The organism is Streptococcus sp. UBA4344 (genome assembly GCF_002393675.1).
GTDB lineage: Bacteria > Bacillota > Bacilli > Lactobacillales > Streptococcaceae > Streptococcus > Streptococcus vicugnae.
Map to the genome: position 1 here is coordinate 1 of NZ_DGTE01000029.1, position 20,274 is coordinate 20,274.

Genomic DNA, 20,274 nt, shown 5'->3' on the forward strand with positions numbered 1-20,274 from the left:
CGTTTCAAGACCTTATTTAATGCATGTTTTAACAATCTTTTTTCTATAAAATATGATATGATAAGGGTGACAATATAGGAGGTATCATTATGAAACGTTTATCACTTTGGTCAGGGATTATTGCCCTGCTTATTGGACTTTTCCTCTTTATTCATCCATTCACAACAACCGCTATGATTGGTTGGATTATCGCTATTATTATTTTTCTATCTGGTTTCACAAGTCTTTTCATGTATTCAAGTAGCGTCAACCGTTCTCTTTGGTACTTACTACAAGGTATCTTATCCATTGTCTTTGGGATTATCTTGTTATCTAGCTCAGCCATGTCGCTATCAAACGCCGTTATGACCATTGCAGCTTATTGGATTTTAATCAGTGGTTTCTTACGCTTGATTGGTGGATTCCAAATGCGAAAAGCTGGTTTTTATGATGCCAACCGTTTCCTATCATCGGCTGTTATTGCCATCCTTCTAGGTTTGTTCCTTCTATTCAATCCAACCCTATCAGCCATTTTTATTGGTAGACTTGCTGGTCTTCTTCTCATGGCAATAGGTGTTTCTGGAATTACTTTTTCATTTAAAATATAATCAATAAAGCCTTCGGAAATATCCAAAGGCTTTTTATTTTTAACGATTATCAATGGTTTCAGGATACAAATCATGATTCATCAGACGGTAATCAGCCATTTTCTCATATTTTGTTCCTGGTTTTCCATAATTGAAATAAGGGTCAATCGACAAACCACCACGTGGCGTAAACTTACCCCAAACTTCTAGATAACGTGGTTGCAAAAGCGCAATCAAATCCTTACCAATCGTATTGATACAATTCTCATGGAAATCGCCATGGTTTCGATAACTAAAAAGATACAGTTTTAGCGATTTTGATTCAACGCAAAGTTTATCTGGAATGTAAGAAAGATAGATTGTCGCAAAATCAGGTTGCCCAGTAATCGGACAAAGTGATGTGAATTCTGGACAATTGAATTTGATAAAGTAGTCATTATCGACATGACGATTATCAAATGATTCCAGAATGCTTGGGTCATAGTCATATTTATATTTCGTATTTTGATTCCCCAAAAGGGTTAAATCTTTCATTTCATCTGTTCGTGTCATTTAAATCTCCTTTTTTAATTCCATTTTTGCTTATCAAATTATATGTGTAATTGTGACAAAACACCCATGATTTGTCACTTTAATCGGTTATAGCATTTCTCCCAAAACTAGCGCATACAATCAAGCAGCGCTTCTATTTATTAAATCTCCTATTAAACGCCACGTTTATTATCATATAAAAGCGTGTGTAGTTGTGGTAATACGCGAACACTCTTCCATTCAGGATCTGCTGCAACTGTCTCCCAAAGTTGGCGCAAGCGATCAAGCTGATGCTCTGCAATATTTCCACTAACATGTGGTTCAGGATTTCCAGCTGACAAATACAAAACGTCTGGCTGATAGCGTTTTTGAATCATCTTAGCAAAAGCCAAATCAGCAGCGTCAAAAACTGGAATTTTAAAAGTAACTTGATTTTTATCCAATTGTGACACGATAAAATCTAAAGTCTCAAAATTGACAGTCATCTGACTTGATGGTGGTTTAGGACTAAGCGTCACCTGATCAATATCTTTTAACCATATTTGCCAACGTGAACCTTGCGTTTCAATGGCTAAAGTGACACCACGCGCCTTTAACTTAGCAACCAAATCAGCCATATTTGCACCTAAAAGACAAGGATTACCTCCGGACAAAGTTACATAATCATAATCTCCCAATCGATCAAGCTGCTCAATCACTTCATCAGCTGTCATGGGCTTAGCTTTTTCTGAACCATCCCAAGTAAAGGCCGAATCACACCAAGCACAATGATAATCGCAACCACCAGTTCTAACGAACATAGTCTTTTGACCAATGGCACGTCCTTCTCCTTGAAAAGTTGGTCCGAAAATTTCAAGAATTGGCAACTTCAATTGCCTTTTAGTCATTTACTCCCACTCCCTTCTGAACTCCGCAAATGACGTTGGTGTTTCATACAAGCGCACATATTCAATTCTTATCTCACGTTCTTTTGGTAAATGCTGTGCCACTTGCTTAAAAATCCAATAAACCATATTTTCAGCTGTTGTATTCATATAAGGTAAACTTTCATTAAGGTAACGATGATCCAAATGTGGTTCTAAATGATTTTTATAAATCTCTTTAATATCTCCAAAATCAACTGCCATTGCGCGATCATCAAGCATGCCAGAAACAGCAATCTGCAAACGATAGGTGTGACCATGAAGTGCCTTACATTTACCATCATAATTAAACAAATGATGAGCAGCATCAAAAGTAAATTCCTTTGAAACCATGACACGACGATGACAATAAACCAAAGACTCACCTGTTGGTTTTTTTAGTTCTTTTGGTACCGAAAACATTATTTCCCTCTTCTAGCTAAATATTTTTCCAGACCAGCTTGACGAAGTTTACAAGCAGGACACTCTCCACAACCGCTGCCTTTAATGCCATTATAGCAAGTCAAAGTATTTTCACGAACATAATCAAATTTTCCAAGTTGATCGGCCAACTCCCAAGTTTCAGACTTATCAAGCCACATCAATGGTGTATGAATCACAAAATTGTAATTCATAGCAAGATTTAAAGTGACATTTAATGATTTGACAAAAGCGTCACGACAATCAGGATAACCTGAGAAGTCTGTTTCACACACCCCAGTAATAATATCTGTAATACCAAGACGTTTTGCTAGCACCGCAGCAAATGATAAGAACAAATGATTGCGCCCATCAACAAAAGTATTTGGCAAATCATCATCAGGTTTTTCAATCTCAATGTCACGAGTTAGAGCATTTTCTGTTAACTGTCCAAGCAAAGACATGTCTAACAAGTGATTTTTGACTCCTTGTTCTTTAGCAATCTTTTTTGCCACTTCAATTTCTAAACTATGACGTTGACCATAATTAAAAGTAACAGTTTCAACATGGTCATAGTGTTTTAAAGCCCAAAATAGGCAGGTTGTCGAATCTTGTCCCCCACTAAAGACGACAAGTGCTGATTGACGTTTCATTTCAATATCTCTTTTCTAAGATATCTGGGCAAAGAAAAAGCCCCTATGGGAATCCACAGGGGCGCTAATTTCAGTCATTAGGCTGGTTTTTTTTAGCGATGGCTTTTCCCAAACATCGTTATTATTACTTAATAATCATATCATCTTTATGAAAGATATTCAATGCCTAATTATTTTTAGCAAATTGACTGTTGTATAGGTCGTAATAGAAACCTTTAGCCTCTAAAAGACTTTCATGGTTACCTTGTTCAACAATTTGACCGTTATTAAGGACAAGAATCTTATCAGCATCTTGAATAGTTGATAGACGGTGAGCAATAACAAAACTTGTGCGACCTTCCATCAATTTTTCCATAGCTTTTTGAATCAATAACTCAAGACGCGTATCTACAGATGAAGTTGCTTCATCAAGGATCAAGATTTTAGGGTCTGCAAGCAAGGCACGCGCAATGGTTAACAATTGTTTTTGACCAAGTGAAACGTTACTTGATTCTTGGTTCATTTCCATATTGTAACCACCTGGAAGCGTACGAATAAAATGATCAACGTTAGCAGATTTGGCTGCTGCTACAATCTCATCATCACTAGCTTTTAGATTACCAAAACGAAGATTTTCTTTGATACTTGCTTCATAAAGCCAAGCATCTTGTAAAACCATTCCAAATTGTTTACGGTATTCTTGACGGGACAAGTTACGGATATCATGTCCATCAATCTTAATCGAACCATCAGTCACATCATAGAATCGCATCAAAAGGTTAATCAATGTTGTCTTACCAGCACCAGTTGGTCCAACGATTGCAACCATTTCACCCGGCTTAACCTCCAAATTAAAGTTGCGAATTAATGGTTTATCAGCTGAATATTGGAAAGATACATTTTCAAAGCTAACTTGTCCCGTTAAATCATGGTCTAAGTGTTCTGTCACTTCAGAAACTTCATCTGGTTCATCAAGCACTTCAAAAATACGATCTAGTGATGATTTAGCACTTTGGAGAACACTAGCCAATTGAGTGATGGTTTGAACTGGCTGGCTGACTTGCCATACGTATTGTACAAAAGCTTGCATATTACCAACAGTCAATTGACCTGCTAGAACTTGCAACGCCCCCAAAACAGCAATAATCAAGTATGCCATATCTGAGATAGCGCTAAGAACTGGCATCATAATCCCAGAAATAAAGCTCGCTTTAAACCCTACTTCTTGTAAATTCTGAGTGATGTCACGAAATTCTTCACTTGAAATTTCTTCACGTCCATAAAGCTTAATAACGTTAAATCCTGTTAAATTTTCTTGAACAAAACCATTCATATCACCAAGCGCATCTGCTTGTTTTTTGAAATATGGCTGTGATTTACCAAGAATAAATTTGGCACTAAAATAGGTCAATGGAATAATCGCAATCACTACCAAAGCCAAGCGCCAATTAAGATAAAGCACCATGCAGATAACTAAAGTAATCGTTGTGAATGCTTCAATGATTCGAAGGAAACTTTGTTGAAGAGCATTTGATACTGTTTCCACATCTGACGTAAAACGTCCCAAAACATTACCAAATTGTTGACTATCAAAATAAGAAACTGGAATCTTATTAATCTTTTCACTCAAATCACGACGCAAATCATGAATAGTCTTTTGTACCGCTTTTGTGATGAAGAAGTTTGAACCATAACTACTCAACTCATAGCCCATTCCACGCACAAAATAAAGCACCAAAATAATAGCAATGTATGAAACATTAATATGAGCACCAGCTACACCACGAGCCATATCTAAAAGATTTGACGTCAATTCTGTGATAGCAAGTCCTAATACGAATGGTTCAAGGACACTCATAACACTACTAAAAATTTTTAGGAAAATCGCTAAGAAAAGCGCTCCTTTATATTGTCGGAGATAATCCCATAAACGTAGAAAAACATTTCGTTTTGACATTCTTATTCTCCTTTCATCTCTTGGGCTTTGTTTAGTTGTGAATTGGCAATTTCACGATAAATGTCATTTGATTGCATCAATTCCTCATGCGTTCCGCGTCCAACGATTTCACCTTTATCAAGCACAATAATCTGATCAGCATCCATAATCGTCCCAACACGTTGAGCCACAATCAAAACCGTTGCTTCTTGTGTCACGGCTTTCAAGCGTGCACGTAATTGAGCATCTGTCTTATAATCAAGCGCTGAGAAAGAATCATCAAAAATGTAGATATCAGGTTTCTTAACCACTGCACGCGCAATTGACAAACGTTGCTTTTGCCCACCAGACAAATTACTTCCGCCTTCAGCCAAATGTGTTTGATAGCGGTCATCACGACTTTCGATAAATTCCTTAGCCTGAGCAATATCTGCTGCTTCTTGCAACTCTTCCTTAGTTGCATCTGTCTTACCGTATTTCAAATTTTCTTCGATTGTTCCAGTAAATAGCAAAGCTTTTTGCGGAATGAAACCAATTTTTTGACGAAGAGCTTTTAGTTGATAATCTCGAACATCAACACCATCAACCAAAATTTTACCCAGTGTTACATCATAAAAACGTGGAATTAAGTTTACGAGTGATGACTTACCAGACCCAGTTGAACCGATGAAGGCAATGGTTTCACCAGGTTTAGCCTTAAAGGAAATATCTTTTAAAACAGGACTTTCAGTTTCACCAGGATAAGCAAAAGTAACATTATTAAATTCCAAATAGCCTTTTGTAGCTGTTTCAGTCACACCATCCTCATTTGGATCAATTGAAATTGGCATAGCCATCACTTCTGAAATACGTTCACTTGAAACCACCATACGTGGATACATGGTAAAGAAATTAGCAAACAATAAGAATGAAAAGAGTGCGTGGAAGCTATATTCAATAAAAGCTACCAAATTACCAATTTGCAAATCCCCATGAGAAAGTGGATTCAAAGCAAACCAAACAATAGCTACAATCATTGAAATAATGATTAGAACGAATAAAGGCTCTGTCAAACCAGTTAAGATAAACAAGCGACTTGACAAATCCTTGTACTCATCATTTTTACGACCAAAACGTTCTTCTTGGAAATCTTCTCTAGCAAAGGCACGAATAACACGTAAGCCAGTCAGATTCTCACGAACGTACTGGTTGATTTTATCAAGAGTAGCTTGTTGATTTTCAGATAATGGACGAGTTCGTGTCGCCACATAATAGACAACCAAGACCAAAAATGGAATAGCAATAGCTACAATCCAAGCAAGGGATGGGCTTGTCACCAAAATCATAACCACACTAGATATCATCATCAAAGGCGTAATGACACCCATTCGCAGTGTTTGCTCAGCAAATTGCATCAAAATAAAGGCATCACTTGTCATACGAGTGACTAAGGAAGACACACCAATTTGTTCATATTCTTGATGTGAATATTGCTGTAACTTATCATACATATCGTTACGCATGTCCTTAATCATGTTCGTCGTAATTTTCCCAGCTGCATAGGCAAGGACAACACGACCGATTGTCCCTAAAACAATGACAACAAGCATTGCAATTGCCCAGAAATATACTTTTTCCTTATTTCCTACTGTAACCCCCTGGTCAATCATTCGAGCAAGAGCCGTCGGCAGACCCAGGTTTACCACAACGAAAGTCAATGCCCCAATAACATCGAGTACTAGCCATTTGGGATATCTTTTCAAATAAGTCCAAATTAGTTTCATAGTCTTCCCTTTCTATATGTTTTTTTATATGAAAGAAGTGACCTTGCTTATTCAGCTAAGTCACTTAGGTATTCATATCTTTCGTATTTTTCAAGGAGAGTTTCATTTGTCTCATCCAATGAACGTTGAAGTTCAGCTAGTTTGCCATAATCACTGGCATTTTCTTGCATTTGAGCTTCAATAGATTCGATGTCTTCTTCAAGTTTGGCAATCTCATCTTCGATGACTTCCCATTCTTGTTTTTCAAAGTAAGACATGCGTTTTTGCTTAGTTTTTTCTTTTTCAGTCTTTTGTTGCGCTTCTTTCTTGACTTGCACAGCAGCATTTTCTTCAAATGCTTTTTCATCAAGATAATCTGTATAGTTACCGAAGAATTCTCTCACATGACCATTTTCAAATGCCAAAATTTTATTGGCTACTTTATCAAGGAAATAACGGTCGTGACTAACGGTAATTACAGGACCAGAAAATGTTTGTAAGAAACTTTCAAGCACTGTCAAAGTTGCAATATCAAGATCGTTTGTTGGTTCGTCTAGAAGAAGAACATTTGGTTTTTCAATCAAAATCTTCAAAAGGTAAAGACGTTTTTTCTCACCACCTGATAGTTTTGAAATCAATGTTCCATGAGTCGAACGTGGGAAAAGGAATTGTTCTAACAAATCCGTCACACTTGTTGTTCCGACACTTGTCTTCACTTCATCTGCTACTTCTTGCAAATAATTGATGACACGTTTGTCTTCGTCCATGTCTTTTGGCAACTGTGAAAAGTAACCAATACGAACAGTCTCACCAATTTCAAGTTTTCCGCTTGTTGGTTGCAAATCACCATTAATCAAATTAAGAAGCGTTGATTTTCCGACACCATTGTCACCAACGATACCAATGCGGTCTTTATTTTGCACCAAAAGGTTAAAGTCAGTCAAAATTTGTTTATCAGTATAAGCAAAAGAAACATCTTCAAAATTGATAACTTTTTTACCAATACGGCTTGTTTCAAAATTGATTTCAAGCTCAGATGATTGTGTTGCTCCTGACAAATCAGCTTTCAAATCATTGAAACGATTGATACGCGCTTGTTGTTTTGTCGCACGCGCTTGTGGTTGCGTACGCATCCAAGCCAACTCTTGCTTATAAAGTTGTTTCTTTTTATGAAGCGTAGCCGCATCACGCTCATCTTGCTCTGCACGCAAACGCACATAATCCTGATAATTTCCTTGGTATTCTGTCAATTGACTATTAGCCAACTCAAAGATACGTGTTGCCACATTATCCAAGAAATATCGGTCGTGGGTGATAAAAAGAACGGTTTTCTTAGATGTTTTCAAGAAATTCGTCAACCAAGCAATGGTATCAATATCCAAATGGTTGGTTGGTTCGTCAAGTAATAACAAGTCAGCATCATTCAACAAGACTTGGGCTAACTGAACACGACGACGAAGTCCACCTGACAAATCGCCAACTTTTTGTGACAAGTCTTCCAAGCCCAACTTCGTTAAAACAGTCTTGACTTCACTCTCAATTGCCCAAGCATCAAGTGAATCCATTTCGGCCATGACTTTTTCAAGCTTATCTTGATTAGCCTCATCATAATTAGCCATCAATGTTTCATAAGTTTTGATTAAAGTCATCTCACGCAAATCAGAAGACAAAACAGTATCTAAAATCGTCTTGTCATCATCAAATTCTGGTTCTTGCGTTAAGTAGGCAATTTTATATCCATTCTTAGCTGAAAATGGCGACACATCACCATCAAAACCAAGACGTCCCGAAATAACATCTAAAAGGGTTGTCTTACCAGTTCCGTTAACCCCGATAATCCCAATGCGGTCAAAATCATGAATAATAAAGGAAATATCACGAAATACTGTCTTGTCACCAACAGATTTCGTTAAGTGTTCTACGATAAAATCACTCATTTACTTTCCTTTCTAATAAATTCAAAAATAGCTTCTTTATCATTGGCAAGCTTACCAAGTACAACTTGTTTTTCGATTTCTTTTAAAATTTGACCAAGTTCAGGGCCTGGCTTGTATTGTAATTCTTTAATTAAAATACCACCATTAACCACGATTTCATGTTTATCATGAATCGTCAATTCTTTATCCAAACGGTCAATGATATCAAAATCAACTGCCAAACCAAAACCAGAACGAAGATCTTCAGCTTGCTCAATCAGATTACGACCATAGCAATACATTTCCATCTTATCAAGCTCATTTGTTAAACGGAAACGATAAATTGAGACAATTTTTTCAACATCTTTTTGGAATTGACTTGATGTCTTCCAAGCTCTCAAAAAGGCACGAACATCTTTAACATCTAATGCTAATAACAAAGCTGCCCAAGCTTGCTCAGAGCTTTTAAAATGATAATCACAAGCTAAATCATCTAAAAATTGTTGCAAGTTGTCATGAGCGTTCTCAAGATGCGGAAGATATTTTTGGGCTTCGCTTGCAATCATAGCTTTAATTCCCTTACGCCAGAAAGGAGCCATCAATAATTTATCAAATTCAATAAAAGAGCGCTCTACCGAAATCTTTTCAAGTAAGGGGGCATGTGCTGCCATGGCAGCAAAAGTTTCAGGTTCAATATCAAAATCAAGACTAGCTGAAAAACGGAAACCTCGCATAATGCGAAGAGCATCTTCATTAAAACGCTCTGCTGGATTACCAACGGCACGCAACAACTTGGCTTTCAAGTCAGATAAGCCATTAAATTTATCAATAATTAAACCTGTTTCATCAAGTGCAAAAGCATTTACCGTGAAGTCACGACGCTTCAAATCTTCTTCAAGTGAGCGAACAAATGATACACTACTTGGTCTGCGATAATCCACGTAAACATCTTCTGTACGGAAAGTCGTAATTTCATACTCTCCGCCTTCTTCTAAGACAAGCACCGTTCCATGCTCAATACCTATATCAACAGTACGATGAAAAATGCTCTTTGTCTCTTCTGGATAAGAACTTGTTGCAATATCAACATCGTGAATGGGACGGTTCAACAAAACATCACGAACACTCCCACCAACAAAGTAAGCTTCATAGCCTGCTTCACGAATTTTTTTTAAAATTGGTAAAGCCTTCTGAAATTCAGAAGGCAGATTGTTTAATTTCATAGTAATTTTTCCAAACCATAAACAAGTTTATCTTGTTTCACAACTGCTTTAATTCCAATATTAACGCCACTCATAAATGAAATACGATCATATGAATCATGACGAAGTGTCAAACCTTCACCTTGTGCTCCAAAAATGACTTCTTGGTGAGCAACCAAGCCAGGTAAACGAACACTGTGGATGCGCATGCCATCAAAATCAGCACCACGCGCCCCCTTAAGTGTTTCAACTTCATCAGGTGCCCCTTGTTTTTTAGCTTGACGCACTTCGCGAATCAATTCAGCTGTTTTCACAGCTGTTCCTGAAGGAGCATCTTTCTTCTTATCATGATGTAGTTCAATAATTTCAAGGTCCGGAAAGTATTTGGCAGCTTTAGCGGCAAATTCCATGAGCAAAATAGCTCCGATAGCAAAGTTAGGGGCAATGAGGCCACCAATTTTTTTGCTTTCAGAAAGAGTGATAAGTTCAGCAATTTCATCTTCAGTAAATCCTGTTGTTCCAATAACTGGAGCAAAACCATTTTCCAAAGCAAAACGAGTGTTTTCATAAGCAACAGCTGGCATTGTAAAGTCAACCCATACGTCAGCATCAAACCCAACTAATTGTGATTTATCAGTAAAGACTGGAACGCCATCAACTTCTTTTTCTGTGGCAAATGGATCAAGCAAAGCTGCTAAGGTTAATTCATCATCTCCCTTAACCATGTTTACTGCTGCTGAACCCATTCTTCCTTTAAAACCTGCTACGATAACTTTAATACTCATGTCTTTTCCTTTTCCTCTCTAAGACTTAGACAATTGGTGTGAAACCAAATGCAACTGCGCCTTCCCCCAAATGAGTAGCAATTACGCCATCAAATGTTACAATTTCAAGATTCTTCGTTTCACCGCTTTCAGCCAAAGCTTGATAGAAGTGTTGTGCTTTTTCTTCAGCACGAGAGTGAATGATGAAGACTTCGTACTCCCCATCTTTTGTCACATCTGATAACACATCGACAAGACGTTTAATGGCTTTTTTCTCAGTTCGTACTTTTTCATAAACTTCAATAACACCTTGATCATTAAAGTAAAGAATTGGTTTAATGCTAAGCAAATTACCAATCAAAGCAGAACCGTTTGACAAACGACCACCTTTTACCAAGTGGTTCAAGTCATCCACCATGATAAAAGCACTTGTTCCATCAATTTGTTGTTGCAATTTAGCTAAAATCTCATCAAATGAAATACCATTTTCAGCCCAATTAAGTGTGTTTTTAACCATGCTACCTAATGGTGCTGATGTGATTTTACTATCTGGAAATGCAATCGTTAATTCAGGATAATCGTCAATCAAGAATTGGATATTCTGCCAAAATCCTGAGATGCCTGATGACAAGAACAATCCAACAACGTGAGTATAGCCTTCAGTTGAAAGTTTAGTCAAAATTTCATCTAATTTAGCTAGACTTGGTTGGCTTGTTTTAGGAAGGGTTGGTGACATAGCCATTTTTCTATAGAAATCATCTAAGCTTAAATCTTTCCCTTCAACGTAAGAAATCCCACCAATCATGATTGGGATATCTAAGACAAAAAGATTCTCTTTTGCCTTAAGGTCATCTGACAAAACTGCGGTTGTATCTGTTATAACTGCTAATTTCATTAATTTCTAAACTCCAATTTAACCCCTGGACGATCGAGGGCAATTTCGGTTACTTCGTATGTTAGGCGTTGCACGATATCCAATAACGGTGCTGCCAAATATTCAACTTCGTCCTTAGTGAATTCACTAGGTTCATTAACAATACGATTTTGAATGTGAACCATTTGTGAGACAACTCCGCTGATAACAAACTCTTGTTTTACGACCATAAATTGTAAAACAGAAACAATTGTTGTTTGGTTGCTGTCTGTGTCTTTTTTCACTAATTGAAATGTGACTTCAAAATTAGTCTTCGGTGTACCATTTTCTTTTTCCCATTCGAGATTTCTTGCATCATAATGGTATTGGTTGACAAATTCTTTTTCACGTACTAATTCCATACTTATCTCCTCTTTGTATATCACTTTTCATTATAGCATAATTCAGCACTATTTTGCACGCTTTTCTTTGAACTTGTATGTGGTAGTCTTTTTCTTCAGTATAATTCATCTGCTGTCTTATGGTTGCGGCGGTTAGATGGTCCAAATCGGTAATTTTCTTATATTCTTGTCTCCAATCTCCAAAGAAAACCTCTTGCAACTGTCCTTCATACATTAACAGAATCATTTGGCTCATTGTTTCAGCACCCCAATCACTCCAGTACATCCCACGTCGCTTCATCCGATAAGTGACTTTACGGTGTTGCGTTTCCATCACAGCAAGGCTTACTTTTTGAAGCCCTCGTAAACTAGCAGGTTTTGTATATCTAAAATTTTGTAAAATCCGTTGCTTTGTATTCTCAAAGATAACCTCTTCTTCAGTTGTTGTTAAAATACTCTCTATTGTATCAAAAACCGACTGCAGTTGACTTTTGCTGTGCTGATAAATGCTTGTAAAGCTTCTTCAATAAGCTGTCCCGAATAAGGCTTAAAATAACTTTTAATCAATTGGTCAACATGATAAGAATCCCAAAAATGTTCGTGTCGCTTGATATTTAAAGCTTTCGCTATTTCTTTAAACACATACGGTGTATAGCCGTGTCCGCCATCTGAATTAGTAATCAAAATCGTTTCTTCAGTTATCTCAAAGGTATTATATAAATAATCAATGACTTGACTTCTAGCAAGACGATTATTCATGCTAATAAATTCTTTCTTATCAATAAGCTTTGATCGCTGTTGGCTCACTTTCTGGCTACCTGTATGTACAATAAAATGTGACAAATCAAAACGTCGATTATCATCACCTTGTTTACGAGCCTTTACCATGACACCATCTCCCTCAATATAGATGATATTAGCTTTCTTCTTCTCAGGTTGTAACTCCTCCTCGAAAAAGCGATAGGCTTTTCGCTCTTCTAAAAGTGTCTCACATAACTTCACCGCCTTAACAACTGTTGGTTTTGTAATGGTAATATGATAAGTCATCTCAATCACTTGTAGTACTTTATTGTATGGCATCATTGTCGCTAATCTAGCTATTTGGTACATCAAGGCTAAAGAAAACCTAACGTTCTTTGCTAAGCCCAGTTTATCATCAACGGGAACCACCCATTTATTTCCCTTTTTCCAGCGCCGACGTCTGAAGGTAAACTCTCCAAAAGTAAAGGCAACTGTGCGTTCCATTGAATGAATACATGTATAGTCATTAGCTTTCATGACAGGAACCATCTGACTGTCATAGTGCTCAACAAAACGATGAAATTCCTTGCTGTTTTGAATAAATAGTTCTTCCTTTATTTTTCGTTCATCAAAACTTATCACATCATCACTTTCTTTTCAATAATCTGATGTTATTGTATAAAGCCGTTCCCCATTTTTTAATCAATCTGCTTTTCTGGTAGGATTTAAAAAAAATAAAAAGAAAATTCTTTGCTAAAAAACATGACATGTTATACTATAGTTCCCCTAAAACTAACTCTTTTTCTTTGTTTACTAAAGAAAATCTTCCATAAAGCAACTGCAGATTTGTAGCCACTTTTTATTTTTATCTAAAAAGGCACGCATCTCTGCGTACCTTCAAATTAAAGAAAAAAAGTCTACTCTAAATAGTTTTCCTCAAACATTTTTCTAAAAAACGAAAAACTTTTGGGAATATTGCTATGCCAAAATTTCTAAGAATTAATTCAAAATGACAAATACACTATGACTTCACACTGAGGGGCTTAATCCTAAAGAGTTTTCTTTAGGATTATAGTCATAAAATGATGATTGTACTACCGTATCAAATAATCCTTATTTAATATCAAAGTACTCCTCATAAGATTTACCATCGTAAACTCGTTCACTAAGATGATCAATATCATAATCAATCGGTTTAGCATAGCGGAGATATTTAGATACCACTTCATACTTATGACGAAAGTAATGATGAAGACCCAAACTTTCTCCCGCTAAAACATAAGTCTTACCATTTTCTTTAACAGTTTCATATTCACTAATAGCTCCAAAAGCATAGTAAAATGAGAAGGCTACAAAGATAGAACTTGAAATAACAACTAAGCCAAATCCTAGAACTAACTTTTCTAACCAAGTGTCTTCATAGATATAGAGGATATTAACAACAATTCCCAAGAGAAATGCAATTAGCGATAGAGAAAAGAGATAATGGTCATAATCAATTCGTAAAGCTAGATTCTGGCTAGCTAGTCCCATTTTAGTCAGCTTATAGGAAAACGTTAGTGAAATAGAAATCAAATTAAAGCATAGTAGCCAGATAGATTTTTTTCTGAAGTAAACGATACAAAAGACTAAGCTGATGACTAGCAATAGTAAAACGAACATATTCAACCTCAACTTATTATTTTAATTTACTCAATTATAACATATAACAAAAGACTAGCCTAAAAAGGTCAATTTTAGTGCTAGTCTTCTTTTAGTTTTGCTAACTCTTGATTCTACAATTAAGCCTTACTTTTGTGCTCGCTTGCTTTTGTGGCTTTCATCAAGAAGCCAGTAAAGACTTTATCATCTCATTTTGGTGACGCTCTGTTAGATCACCTTTTATTCGATTTTCTTCTAAAACTAGTTACAATTTTGTCACCGATTACCGCTCCAATAGGAATCAGAATAAATCCCCCCACAAGCTATCCGCAATAAAGGAAAAATCACCTGTTAAATGAACACCAATGGCAATTAACACAATTGGAAGAAACAAGAATGGGGCAAAATAAAGAGCTAATAAACCAATAACCAGAAGGAAAGCCATGCTTAATCCAATTGTCTTATAGAAGACATAAAAGGCTATCGCTACAATGAGCCACCAAAAGGTTTGAACGAGTTTTTTAATGAAACAAAAGTAATCATAGCTTTTATCCTTTCTCCTTAATCAAGAAGTTATTTTTTTAATTTACGTTGCATCTTCTCCCACTCTTTAATAATCAAGCTTTCCAGGTAATCAGAAGCCGATTTAGCGCCATGATACGCAACTAAATCTTCCAATTTCTCATAACGGACGTCCTCATGCAAGGCAAAGGGGTAACGTCCTTTTTTAGCATAACCTTTTGGCGCTGATTGAGCCGCCCCTTTGCGGGATCTAGCGACAGATCGCTCCTTTTTAGGCCCTTCCTCAAAAGCATCCCTCAGCTGAGCAAAACGATTTTCAGTCATTAATGATTATCTCCTTCTAAAACATCTAAGATATGCTGATAGACATATGTGATGTTGTCGTAAAAATTCTGGTGTTTTTCTTGTGCTTTTGGAGTCATCTGCTGCTACTGTTCAAAAACACTTTGGTCATAAACAAGACTCTTAGCCAATAGTTCTTTATAGAAGATCGTTCCAAGATAAGCAGGATCTTCTTCCATAACAGCTAAGAATTGTTAGCGGTATCAGAGACATGGTTGCCAAACAATTTGATGTTATTGCCAATGATGTAAGGTGTTGCTGTCACATAGTTTTTCGAGTAATAACATCAATCGCTTCACTTTTAATGTCATCTACCTTACGAAAGAGTTCCTCTTTTGTTGAGGCAGAGACATAGACCCGAACATACATGCCTAACATGGCAATGTTCTTCTTGCGAATATCACGGTCCAATTCCTGAAGGTCTTTGATTTCATCCAGCTCTTGTTGGTTATCTGTTACCTTACTATTTCCTGTGATACGAGTGGATTTTTCCTCAATAGACTCCTTAATCTCTTGTTTTAGTTCTTTATTACTCTCCCGATACCAAGCTAAAAAGGCTCGGGTCCCTGGAATGAGTAACAATTCTGACAGCACAAAACGGTCCAATTCTTCTGACGGGTACTCATAAAACAAGAGAGCCGTATGATAACCGTCTCCACTGCCCCAATAGCGATCATGTCTGAAATCAATATTGCCTTGGGGTTGAACACGACTTAAAAAAGCTAAATCGTATCCCGCTGCTTTTAGTTGACGTTGGCATTTTTGGGATAATGTTGACATCAAGTTCTCCTCTCTATACCTTTTCATTCATGTTGTTGTACTGTTTGATGATTTGTTCTTTTTTAGCAACACTAATGTCCTGTGGAACAAAGTCATTATTCCCATAAATTTTAGCTTTGCGAACCAGCTCATCCATTTCAAATGTGCTTGGGGCAAACAGCCATAAGATAAACTCGGTATTGTAAATTTCTTGTTGAATAGACTCTTCGACCTGCATATTGTTATGAAGCAATTGTTCTCGGTCCTCCAGTTGACCATAACGGCGAGACGTTGGAGAAAGTTTTGCTTTTTCTTGATGCACCAAGCTCAAATGATGCCGTAAGTCCGCAATCTGAGTGGTTGTATCTGTTGGTAAGGTCGTCACCTCAATTTGAACGTTGGTATTAAAATCGGTAATCCATTTCTCGAAGTTATCTAACGTACGGTTAACCTCGTTATAGGAGAGAGACCCCAGGTCTTTACCAGAAATCTCCATCAACTGCAGGTAGCCGTAATCAACCAATTCGATGTAAGCCTTATGATTATTGATGATATTTTTAACATCAAGTAATTCAACAGCAGAATGCAGGTCATAATAATCTTGTGTTTGGTGTTTGCTTGGTTGAAATCGTCCTAAAGGGCGCTTAACGTCTTCTGAAGAAGTTACTTGTCTAATCGCCACGGTTATTTCCCTCCCCTCTGATAGTTAATACTGGTATAGCGTTTCCGACGGCGTCTAAAGAAGAGCACCATGCTGTGCCAATTTTTCTTGCCACCGTTGGTTGGTAAGACCAGATATAAACACATGAGTGGCGTCAGTAAAATAAAGGCAATCATTTGAGGCCACTGATTCGTAGGAAATAGTCGCATCCCAAAGGTTATAGCAGCAACCGCTGAACCTCCAATAAAGATAAAATCAACAATGAATAAGCCAATAATTTTAATTCGTGCCCGAATATCACGAGGCACGCCATATTTTTCGGTCATAGAATGTCTCCTTTACTAGTTGATAAGTTTATCGTAAGGAATAATCAAAAATCGTGCTCTATAGGGACAACTCAATTCCTTATTCAAAAAGTTATATAATTTTTGAGTTAAGATTACTTTAAGATTTCTTTAATTCATGGTATAATACAAAAAATTTAGAAGGGAGACTTATGAAAAGTAAACATTACCAAGCTTTAGGAATTGCCTTATTCAGCAGTTTAGTGTTACTGACACCACAAGTAAAGGGTGTCGCAGCAACAGCTTCTACAGAGGCTGTTGTAGCTTCATAATCATCAACGTCAACTGAAGTCACAACAAACTACACTGATGATACTCAACTAAACCAAGCTATCTCTGAAGCAACAACTGAGGGAATAACTGCTGTTGAAACCGAAACGGAGACCTTTGAGAATACACAAGAAGCTCAGGCTAACTATGCTGAGCAAACAGAAATGGTTAAAGAGGTCACAAAGGATTATCAAGAGGCTAAAGCCACTTATCAAAAGGCTGAGCAAGATTATCAAAACTACCAAAAGCAAGAGCAGGTTTATCAAAATGAACTAGTTAAGTATCAGGAGTATGAAAAGAAGGTCCAACAATATAACGTTGATCAAAAAACGTATAATCTAGCTAAGGCTCGCTATGATGAAGACTATAATACCGCTTTAGGAAATACTAATAAAACGGGGTACCTTCCTGAAGTTTTGGCTCAAAACCTCATTTTTCGTTCCGAGCCAAATGCTACTCAAACCTTTACAGGTAACATTATCCCTGATGACATTCTAGAAATCGTCGTTAAGGATAGCCACAGCTGGATGGATCCTGGAACTGTCACTGCTTATCCCCCAGGACAAACGGTTACTACCGTAGGAAGATGGAATACAGCCCTAATGGATATTGGCGATACCGTTGTGGTAGATTATTCTGGTCTCGAGCACTCTAGCTTCTCGGGCTATCAATTAAAGCAAGTTCGTTATACTTATCGCCTCATTGATACAACCCATTATTCTGGTAAGGTGATTTTTCAGGCCATTGCTGACCCTACTGTTACGTCTTACACACATATCTATAACAAGGATGGTGTCACTCAAAGTTCCTTTGAAATGGAGATGACAGTACAGTTCTTTGATGCTAATGGAAAAGAAATTATCCCAACAGAAGCGAATTACGCCTTAACCAGTTTTGCTAGTATCAACTCACGAAATGGTGAAGGTGAATTCGTTGGGAATTATAGCGGGCGCTTCATTCCTATCAATGGATCAACGATTACTGTTCAAGATAACTATGCTCTTAACTACAGCGATGTTAGTCAAGAATCCCTATCAGACAGTTGGGATAGTGATACGAGTCCTGATGCCTATATTGGTGCTATTGTTGGGAAATCAACCGAACGGATTCGTTTTCAGTTTGGGAATTCTCACGGCTTTGCGGATTGGTTTGCTTTCAACTCAGATGTTAAGGTCAAAGGTGGGATTTTAAATCCTCCAACGCCACCGACAGCTCCAGCCTTTATGGCAAAACCAGTAGCTCCTAAAAAGGTGGAACAGCCGCATGCCATTCTCACACCGATTATTTTGTATCACCGTAACAAAGTTGTTCCTAAGCCAGCTGAGACTCAAAAACAAACGAATGTGCCTAAGTCGACGCCTCAAACGGTCTCTCAGAAAACTACTGTGACACCAACTTACCAGACACAAAGTAACAATGTCATCCCAATCGTTTACACCTATGCAAGACCAAACTTTGGACGTGGACAGGTCATTACCAGAACAGCCACCCCAACCTATACGGTAACACTGCCAACTACAACGGTTACGCCAGCACAACCGTCAACGACTACAGATAGACCAGTGGCCAAAACTCAAAAGAAATCCCAAACTTCTCAGAAGAAAGACTGGTTTGGAGAAAATACGGGGATTATAGATACCGCTAAAAATGGTCCACAACAGACAGATTTAATAAGTTTTATCCAGGACATTGGACAAAAAGCTAAGAAAAAATATGGCAATGATTACAATAAAATTAATAGGGATATTGCCTTAACCTTGGCATCTCCTTCATATAGCGATGATTCTCTTCAGAACCTTTACAGTACTTTTAAGGGGGCAATATTTAGTGTCCCAGAAAATATAAAAACTACAGTAAAAAAGAATCATGCTAATGGTAAAATTGACTTTGCCCATATCATGACAACACTTGCTTCTTTGGAGAATCAAAAAGTCGCTGATAACTTAATAAAGCATATAGCTTCTCGCTCTGCTCTCTTAGCGTTTTTCAAAAACAGTCAGCCATTAAGTAGCTCCATCAATAGTCATTATCAGCGAAACATTATTCTTGAGCAGAATTCGTTACTTGGAGATATATTTACGACCATGCCAGAGTCTGATATCTATACCGATATGGATGCGATTATCCTCGCCAGACACCCGAAGTATAAAAACTTACCGCTAGATGAGCGTATCCTTACTTACTATAGTCAAGAAAATCTAGATAAAAAACGGAAAGACCTCTTTTTAGAAGTTTATGGCATGAATCAAGGTAAAGATAAAGGTGAAGCCCAATTAGCATCCTTTATGGAAATTGTCGCTAGTTTTCTAACAATCGGAGGTTTTGGATTGTTGGGTTATTCTGTATGGAAAAAGAAACATAAAAATATTGATAACCATATTCATCAAGTGGATACTGTACTTTATGATGGTAATCTTGATAAGTTCCGTAAACATCCACTCAAAACAGCGAGCGCTGCCGTTGCTAAAACAGTTGAGAAAAAGGTGGTTAAACCAATTGCCAAGACCGTTCAAAAAATCAATAACAAAGTTATTAAACCTGTCGTACAGACTGTTAAGAAAACAACTGCTAAAGTCGTTAAGGCAACCAAGACTTTTGTGACCAAAACAGTTCCTAAAGCAGTGAAAAAAGTGGTCAAAAAGGTAACGACTACTGCTAAAAAGGCTGTTGCGATGGTGAAGAAAGTAACTCCTCAGCCTGTCAAGAAAGTGGTCAAAAAAATAAGCCAACCTGTTAAAAAAGTTGTGAAGAAGGTTGTGCAACCAGTCAAAAGGGTGGTGAGACGTGTTGTTCAGCCAGTGAAAAAGGTCATTAAGCGAGCAGCACCTGTTATAAAAAAGGTGGTCAGAACTGTCAAAAAAGCGGTTACCCCAAAGAAAAAATCAAGTAAAAAACGTAGGAGATAACATGATAAAGAGAACAAAAACCATGATAAAAGTTGGGATTACCATATTAGCTACTGCTATCATCCTTTTAGGAATTGGAGCTATTTATATCCACCATAATTTATCCACTTACTTCATCTATTATGCTAGACATATTCCTCATGCAGAAGGGACTAATCCCGAGATGGTCTTTATTCTGGATCATTTAGATTCAATGGGAGAATCAACTATTGAAGGATTAAGA

General features: G+C 37.2%; 19 protein-coding genes and 4 pseudogenes. 3 read left to right on the forward strand and 20 right to left on the reverse strand.

The genetic code is table 11. From position 1 onward, the window contains the following. The first annotated feature begins 89 nt into the window (after positions 1–89). Positions 90–587 (forward strand): HdeD family acid-resistance protein, encoded by a 498-nt coding sequence (locus B4D49_RS05300; RefSeq protein WP_199543625.1) that lies wholly within the window; start codon positions 90–92, stop codon positions 585–587. Between the two features lie 39 nt (positions 588–626). On the opposite strand, the gene queF is transcribed toward B4D49_RS05300, so the two are convergent. From queF to B4D49_RS05400, 20 genes and pseudogenes are all read right to left on the reverse strand, one after another. Then, positions 627–1,118, reverse strand: coding sequence for a preQ(1) synthase (gene queF / locus B4D49_RS05305; RefSeq protein WP_074481646.1), 492 nt, complete (start codon positions 1,116–1,118; stop codon positions 627–629). A gap of 152 nt (positions 1,119–1,270) precedes the next feature. Continuing rightward, on the reverse strand, positions 1,271–1,984 hold the full coding sequence (gene queE, locus B4D49_RS05310) for a 7-carboxy-7-deazaguanine synthase QueE (RefSeq protein ID WP_286783459.1): 714 nt from the start codon (positions 1,982–1,984) through the stop codon (positions 1,271–1,273). Beyond that, positions 1,985–2,422 carry a 6-carboxytetrahydropterin synthase QueD gene (gene queD / locus B4D49_RS05315; RefSeq protein WP_132869034.1) on the reverse strand — a complete coding sequence of 146 codons (438 nt, stop codon included), beginning with the start codon at positions 2,420–2,422 and terminating at the stop codon, positions 1,985–1,987. Continuing rightward, positions 2,422–3,072 (reverse strand): 7-cyano-7-deazaguanine synthase QueC, encoded by a 651-nt coding sequence (gene queC, locus B4D49_RS05320; RefSeq protein ID WP_286783460.1) that lies wholly within the window; start codon positions 3,070–3,072, stop codon positions 2,422–2,424. Before queC ends, queD begins: the two co-directional genes overlap by 1 nt. A 166-nt stretch (positions 3,073–3,238) precedes the next feature. Beyond that, positions 3,239–5,008, reverse strand: a complete 1,770-nt coding sequence (locus B4D49_RS05325; protein ID WP_286783461.1) for an ABC transporter ATP-binding protein — start codon at positions 5,006–5,008, stop codon at positions 3,239–3,241. Positions 5,009–5,010: 2 nt separating this feature from the next. Next, the gene (locus B4D49_RS05330) at positions 5,011–6,750 is read right to left on the reverse strand and encodes an ABC transporter ATP-binding protein (protein ID WP_286783462.1); all 1,740 of its coding nucleotides are present in this window, start codon (positions 6,748–6,750) and stop codon (positions 5,011–5,013) included. A 47-nt stretch (positions 6,751–6,797) separates the two neighbouring features. Further along, positions 6,798–8,666: an ABC-F family ATP-binding cassette domain-containing protein gene (locus tag B4D49_RS05335; protein WP_132869030.1), complete on the reverse strand. Its 1,869-nt coding sequence runs from the start codon at positions 8,664–8,666 to the stop codon at positions 6,798–6,800. Then, positions 8,663–9,868 (reverse strand): CCA tRNA nucleotidyltransferase, encoded by a 1,206-nt coding sequence (locus B4D49_RS05340; protein ID WP_132869029.1) that lies wholly within the window; start codon positions 9,866–9,868, stop codon positions 8,663–8,665. Before B4D49_RS05340 ends, B4D49_RS05335 begins: the two co-directional genes overlap by 4 nt. Continuing rightward, on the reverse strand, positions 9,865–10,632 hold the full coding sequence (dapB, locus tag B4D49_RS05345) for a 4-hydroxy-tetrahydrodipicolinate reductase (RefSeq protein WP_286783463.1): 768 nt from the start codon (positions 10,630–10,632) through the stop codon (positions 9,865–9,867). The genes B4D49_RS05340 and dapB overlap by 4 nt, the downstream gene beginning before the upstream one ends. A 25-nt stretch (positions 10,633–10,657) precedes the next feature. Continuing rightward, a complete protein-coding gene (locus B4D49_RS05350; RefSeq protein WP_132869027.1) occupies positions 10,658–11,506 on the reverse strand; it encodes a DegV family protein in 849 nt (282 codons plus the stop codon). Further along, positions 11,506–11,886 carry a DUF1149 family protein gene (locus B4D49_RS05355; protein WP_132869026.1) on the reverse strand — a complete coding sequence of 127 codons (381 nt, stop codon included), beginning with the start codon at positions 11,884–11,886 and terminating at the stop codon, positions 11,506–11,508. The genes B4D49_RS05350 and B4D49_RS05355 overlap by 1 nt, the downstream gene beginning before the upstream one ends. Further along, positions 11,870–13,248: pseudogene (locus tag B4D49_RS05360) on the reverse strand (ISLre2 family transposase). The gene B4D49_RS05355 and the pseudogene B4D49_RS05360 overlap by 17 nt, the downstream one beginning before the upstream one ends. A gap of 471 nt (positions 13,249–13,719) precedes the next feature. Next, on the reverse strand, positions 13,720–14,139 hold the full coding sequence (locus tag B4D49_RS05365) for a hypothetical protein (protein ID WP_286783464.1): 420 nt from the start codon (positions 14,137–14,139) through the stop codon (positions 13,720–13,722). Positions 14,140–14,548: 409 nt separating this feature from the next. Then, a complete protein-coding gene (locus tag B4D49_RS05370) occupies positions 14,549–14,773 on the reverse strand; it encodes a hypothetical protein (protein ID WP_132869777.1) in 225 nt (74 codons plus the stop codon). Between the two features lie 47 nt (positions 14,774–14,820). Continuing rightward, positions 14,821–15,093, reverse strand: coding sequence for a hypothetical protein (locus B4D49_RS05375; RefSeq protein WP_132869778.1), 273 nt, complete (start codon positions 15,091–15,093; stop codon positions 14,821–14,823). After that, positions 15,093–15,426, reverse strand: a pseudogene (locus tag B4D49_RS05380) (ParA family protein); the annotation flags it as partial. The gene B4D49_RS05375 and the pseudogene B4D49_RS05380, both read right to left, overlap by 1 nt. After that, positions 15,406–15,891: pseudogene (locus B4D49_RS05385) on the reverse strand (virulence factor); the annotation flags it as partial. The pseudogenes B4D49_RS05385 and B4D49_RS05380, both read right to left, overlap by 21 nt. Before the next feature lie 13 nt (positions 15,892–15,904). Beyond that, positions 15,905–16,552, reverse strand: a complete 648-nt coding sequence (locus B4D49_RS05390; protein WP_132869779.1) for a hypothetical protein — start codon at positions 16,550–16,552, stop codon at positions 15,905–15,907. Positions 16,553–16,554: 2 nt separating this feature from the next. Then, complete coding sequence (locus B4D49_RS05395; protein ID WP_132869780.1) at positions 16,555–16,857, reverse strand: DUF5592 family protein; 303 nt, start codon at positions 16,855–16,857, stop codon at positions 16,555–16,557. Positions 16,858–17,041: 184 nt separating this feature from the next. Beyond that, positions 17,042–17,170 (reverse strand): hypothetical protein, encoded by a 129-nt coding sequence (locus tag B4D49_RS05400; RefSeq protein ID WP_277997075.1) that lies wholly within the window; start codon positions 17,168–17,170, stop codon positions 17,042–17,044. A 139-nt stretch (positions 17,171–17,309) separates the two neighbouring features. On the opposite strand from B4D49_RS05400, the gene B4D49_RS05405 reads away from it, so the two are divergent. Both B4D49_RS05405 and B4D49_RS05410 read left to right on the forward strand, forming a co-directional pair. Next, the gene (locus B4D49_RS05405; RefSeq protein ID WP_286783465.1) at positions 17,310–20,051 is read left to right on the forward strand and encodes a GbpC/Spa domain-containing protein; all 2,742 of its coding nucleotides are present in this window, start codon (positions 17,310–17,312) and stop codon (positions 20,049–20,051) included. A 1-nt stretch (position 20,052) separates the two neighbouring features. Then, positions 20,053–20,274: pseudogene (locus tag B4D49_RS05410) on the forward strand (hypothetical protein); the annotation flags it as partial.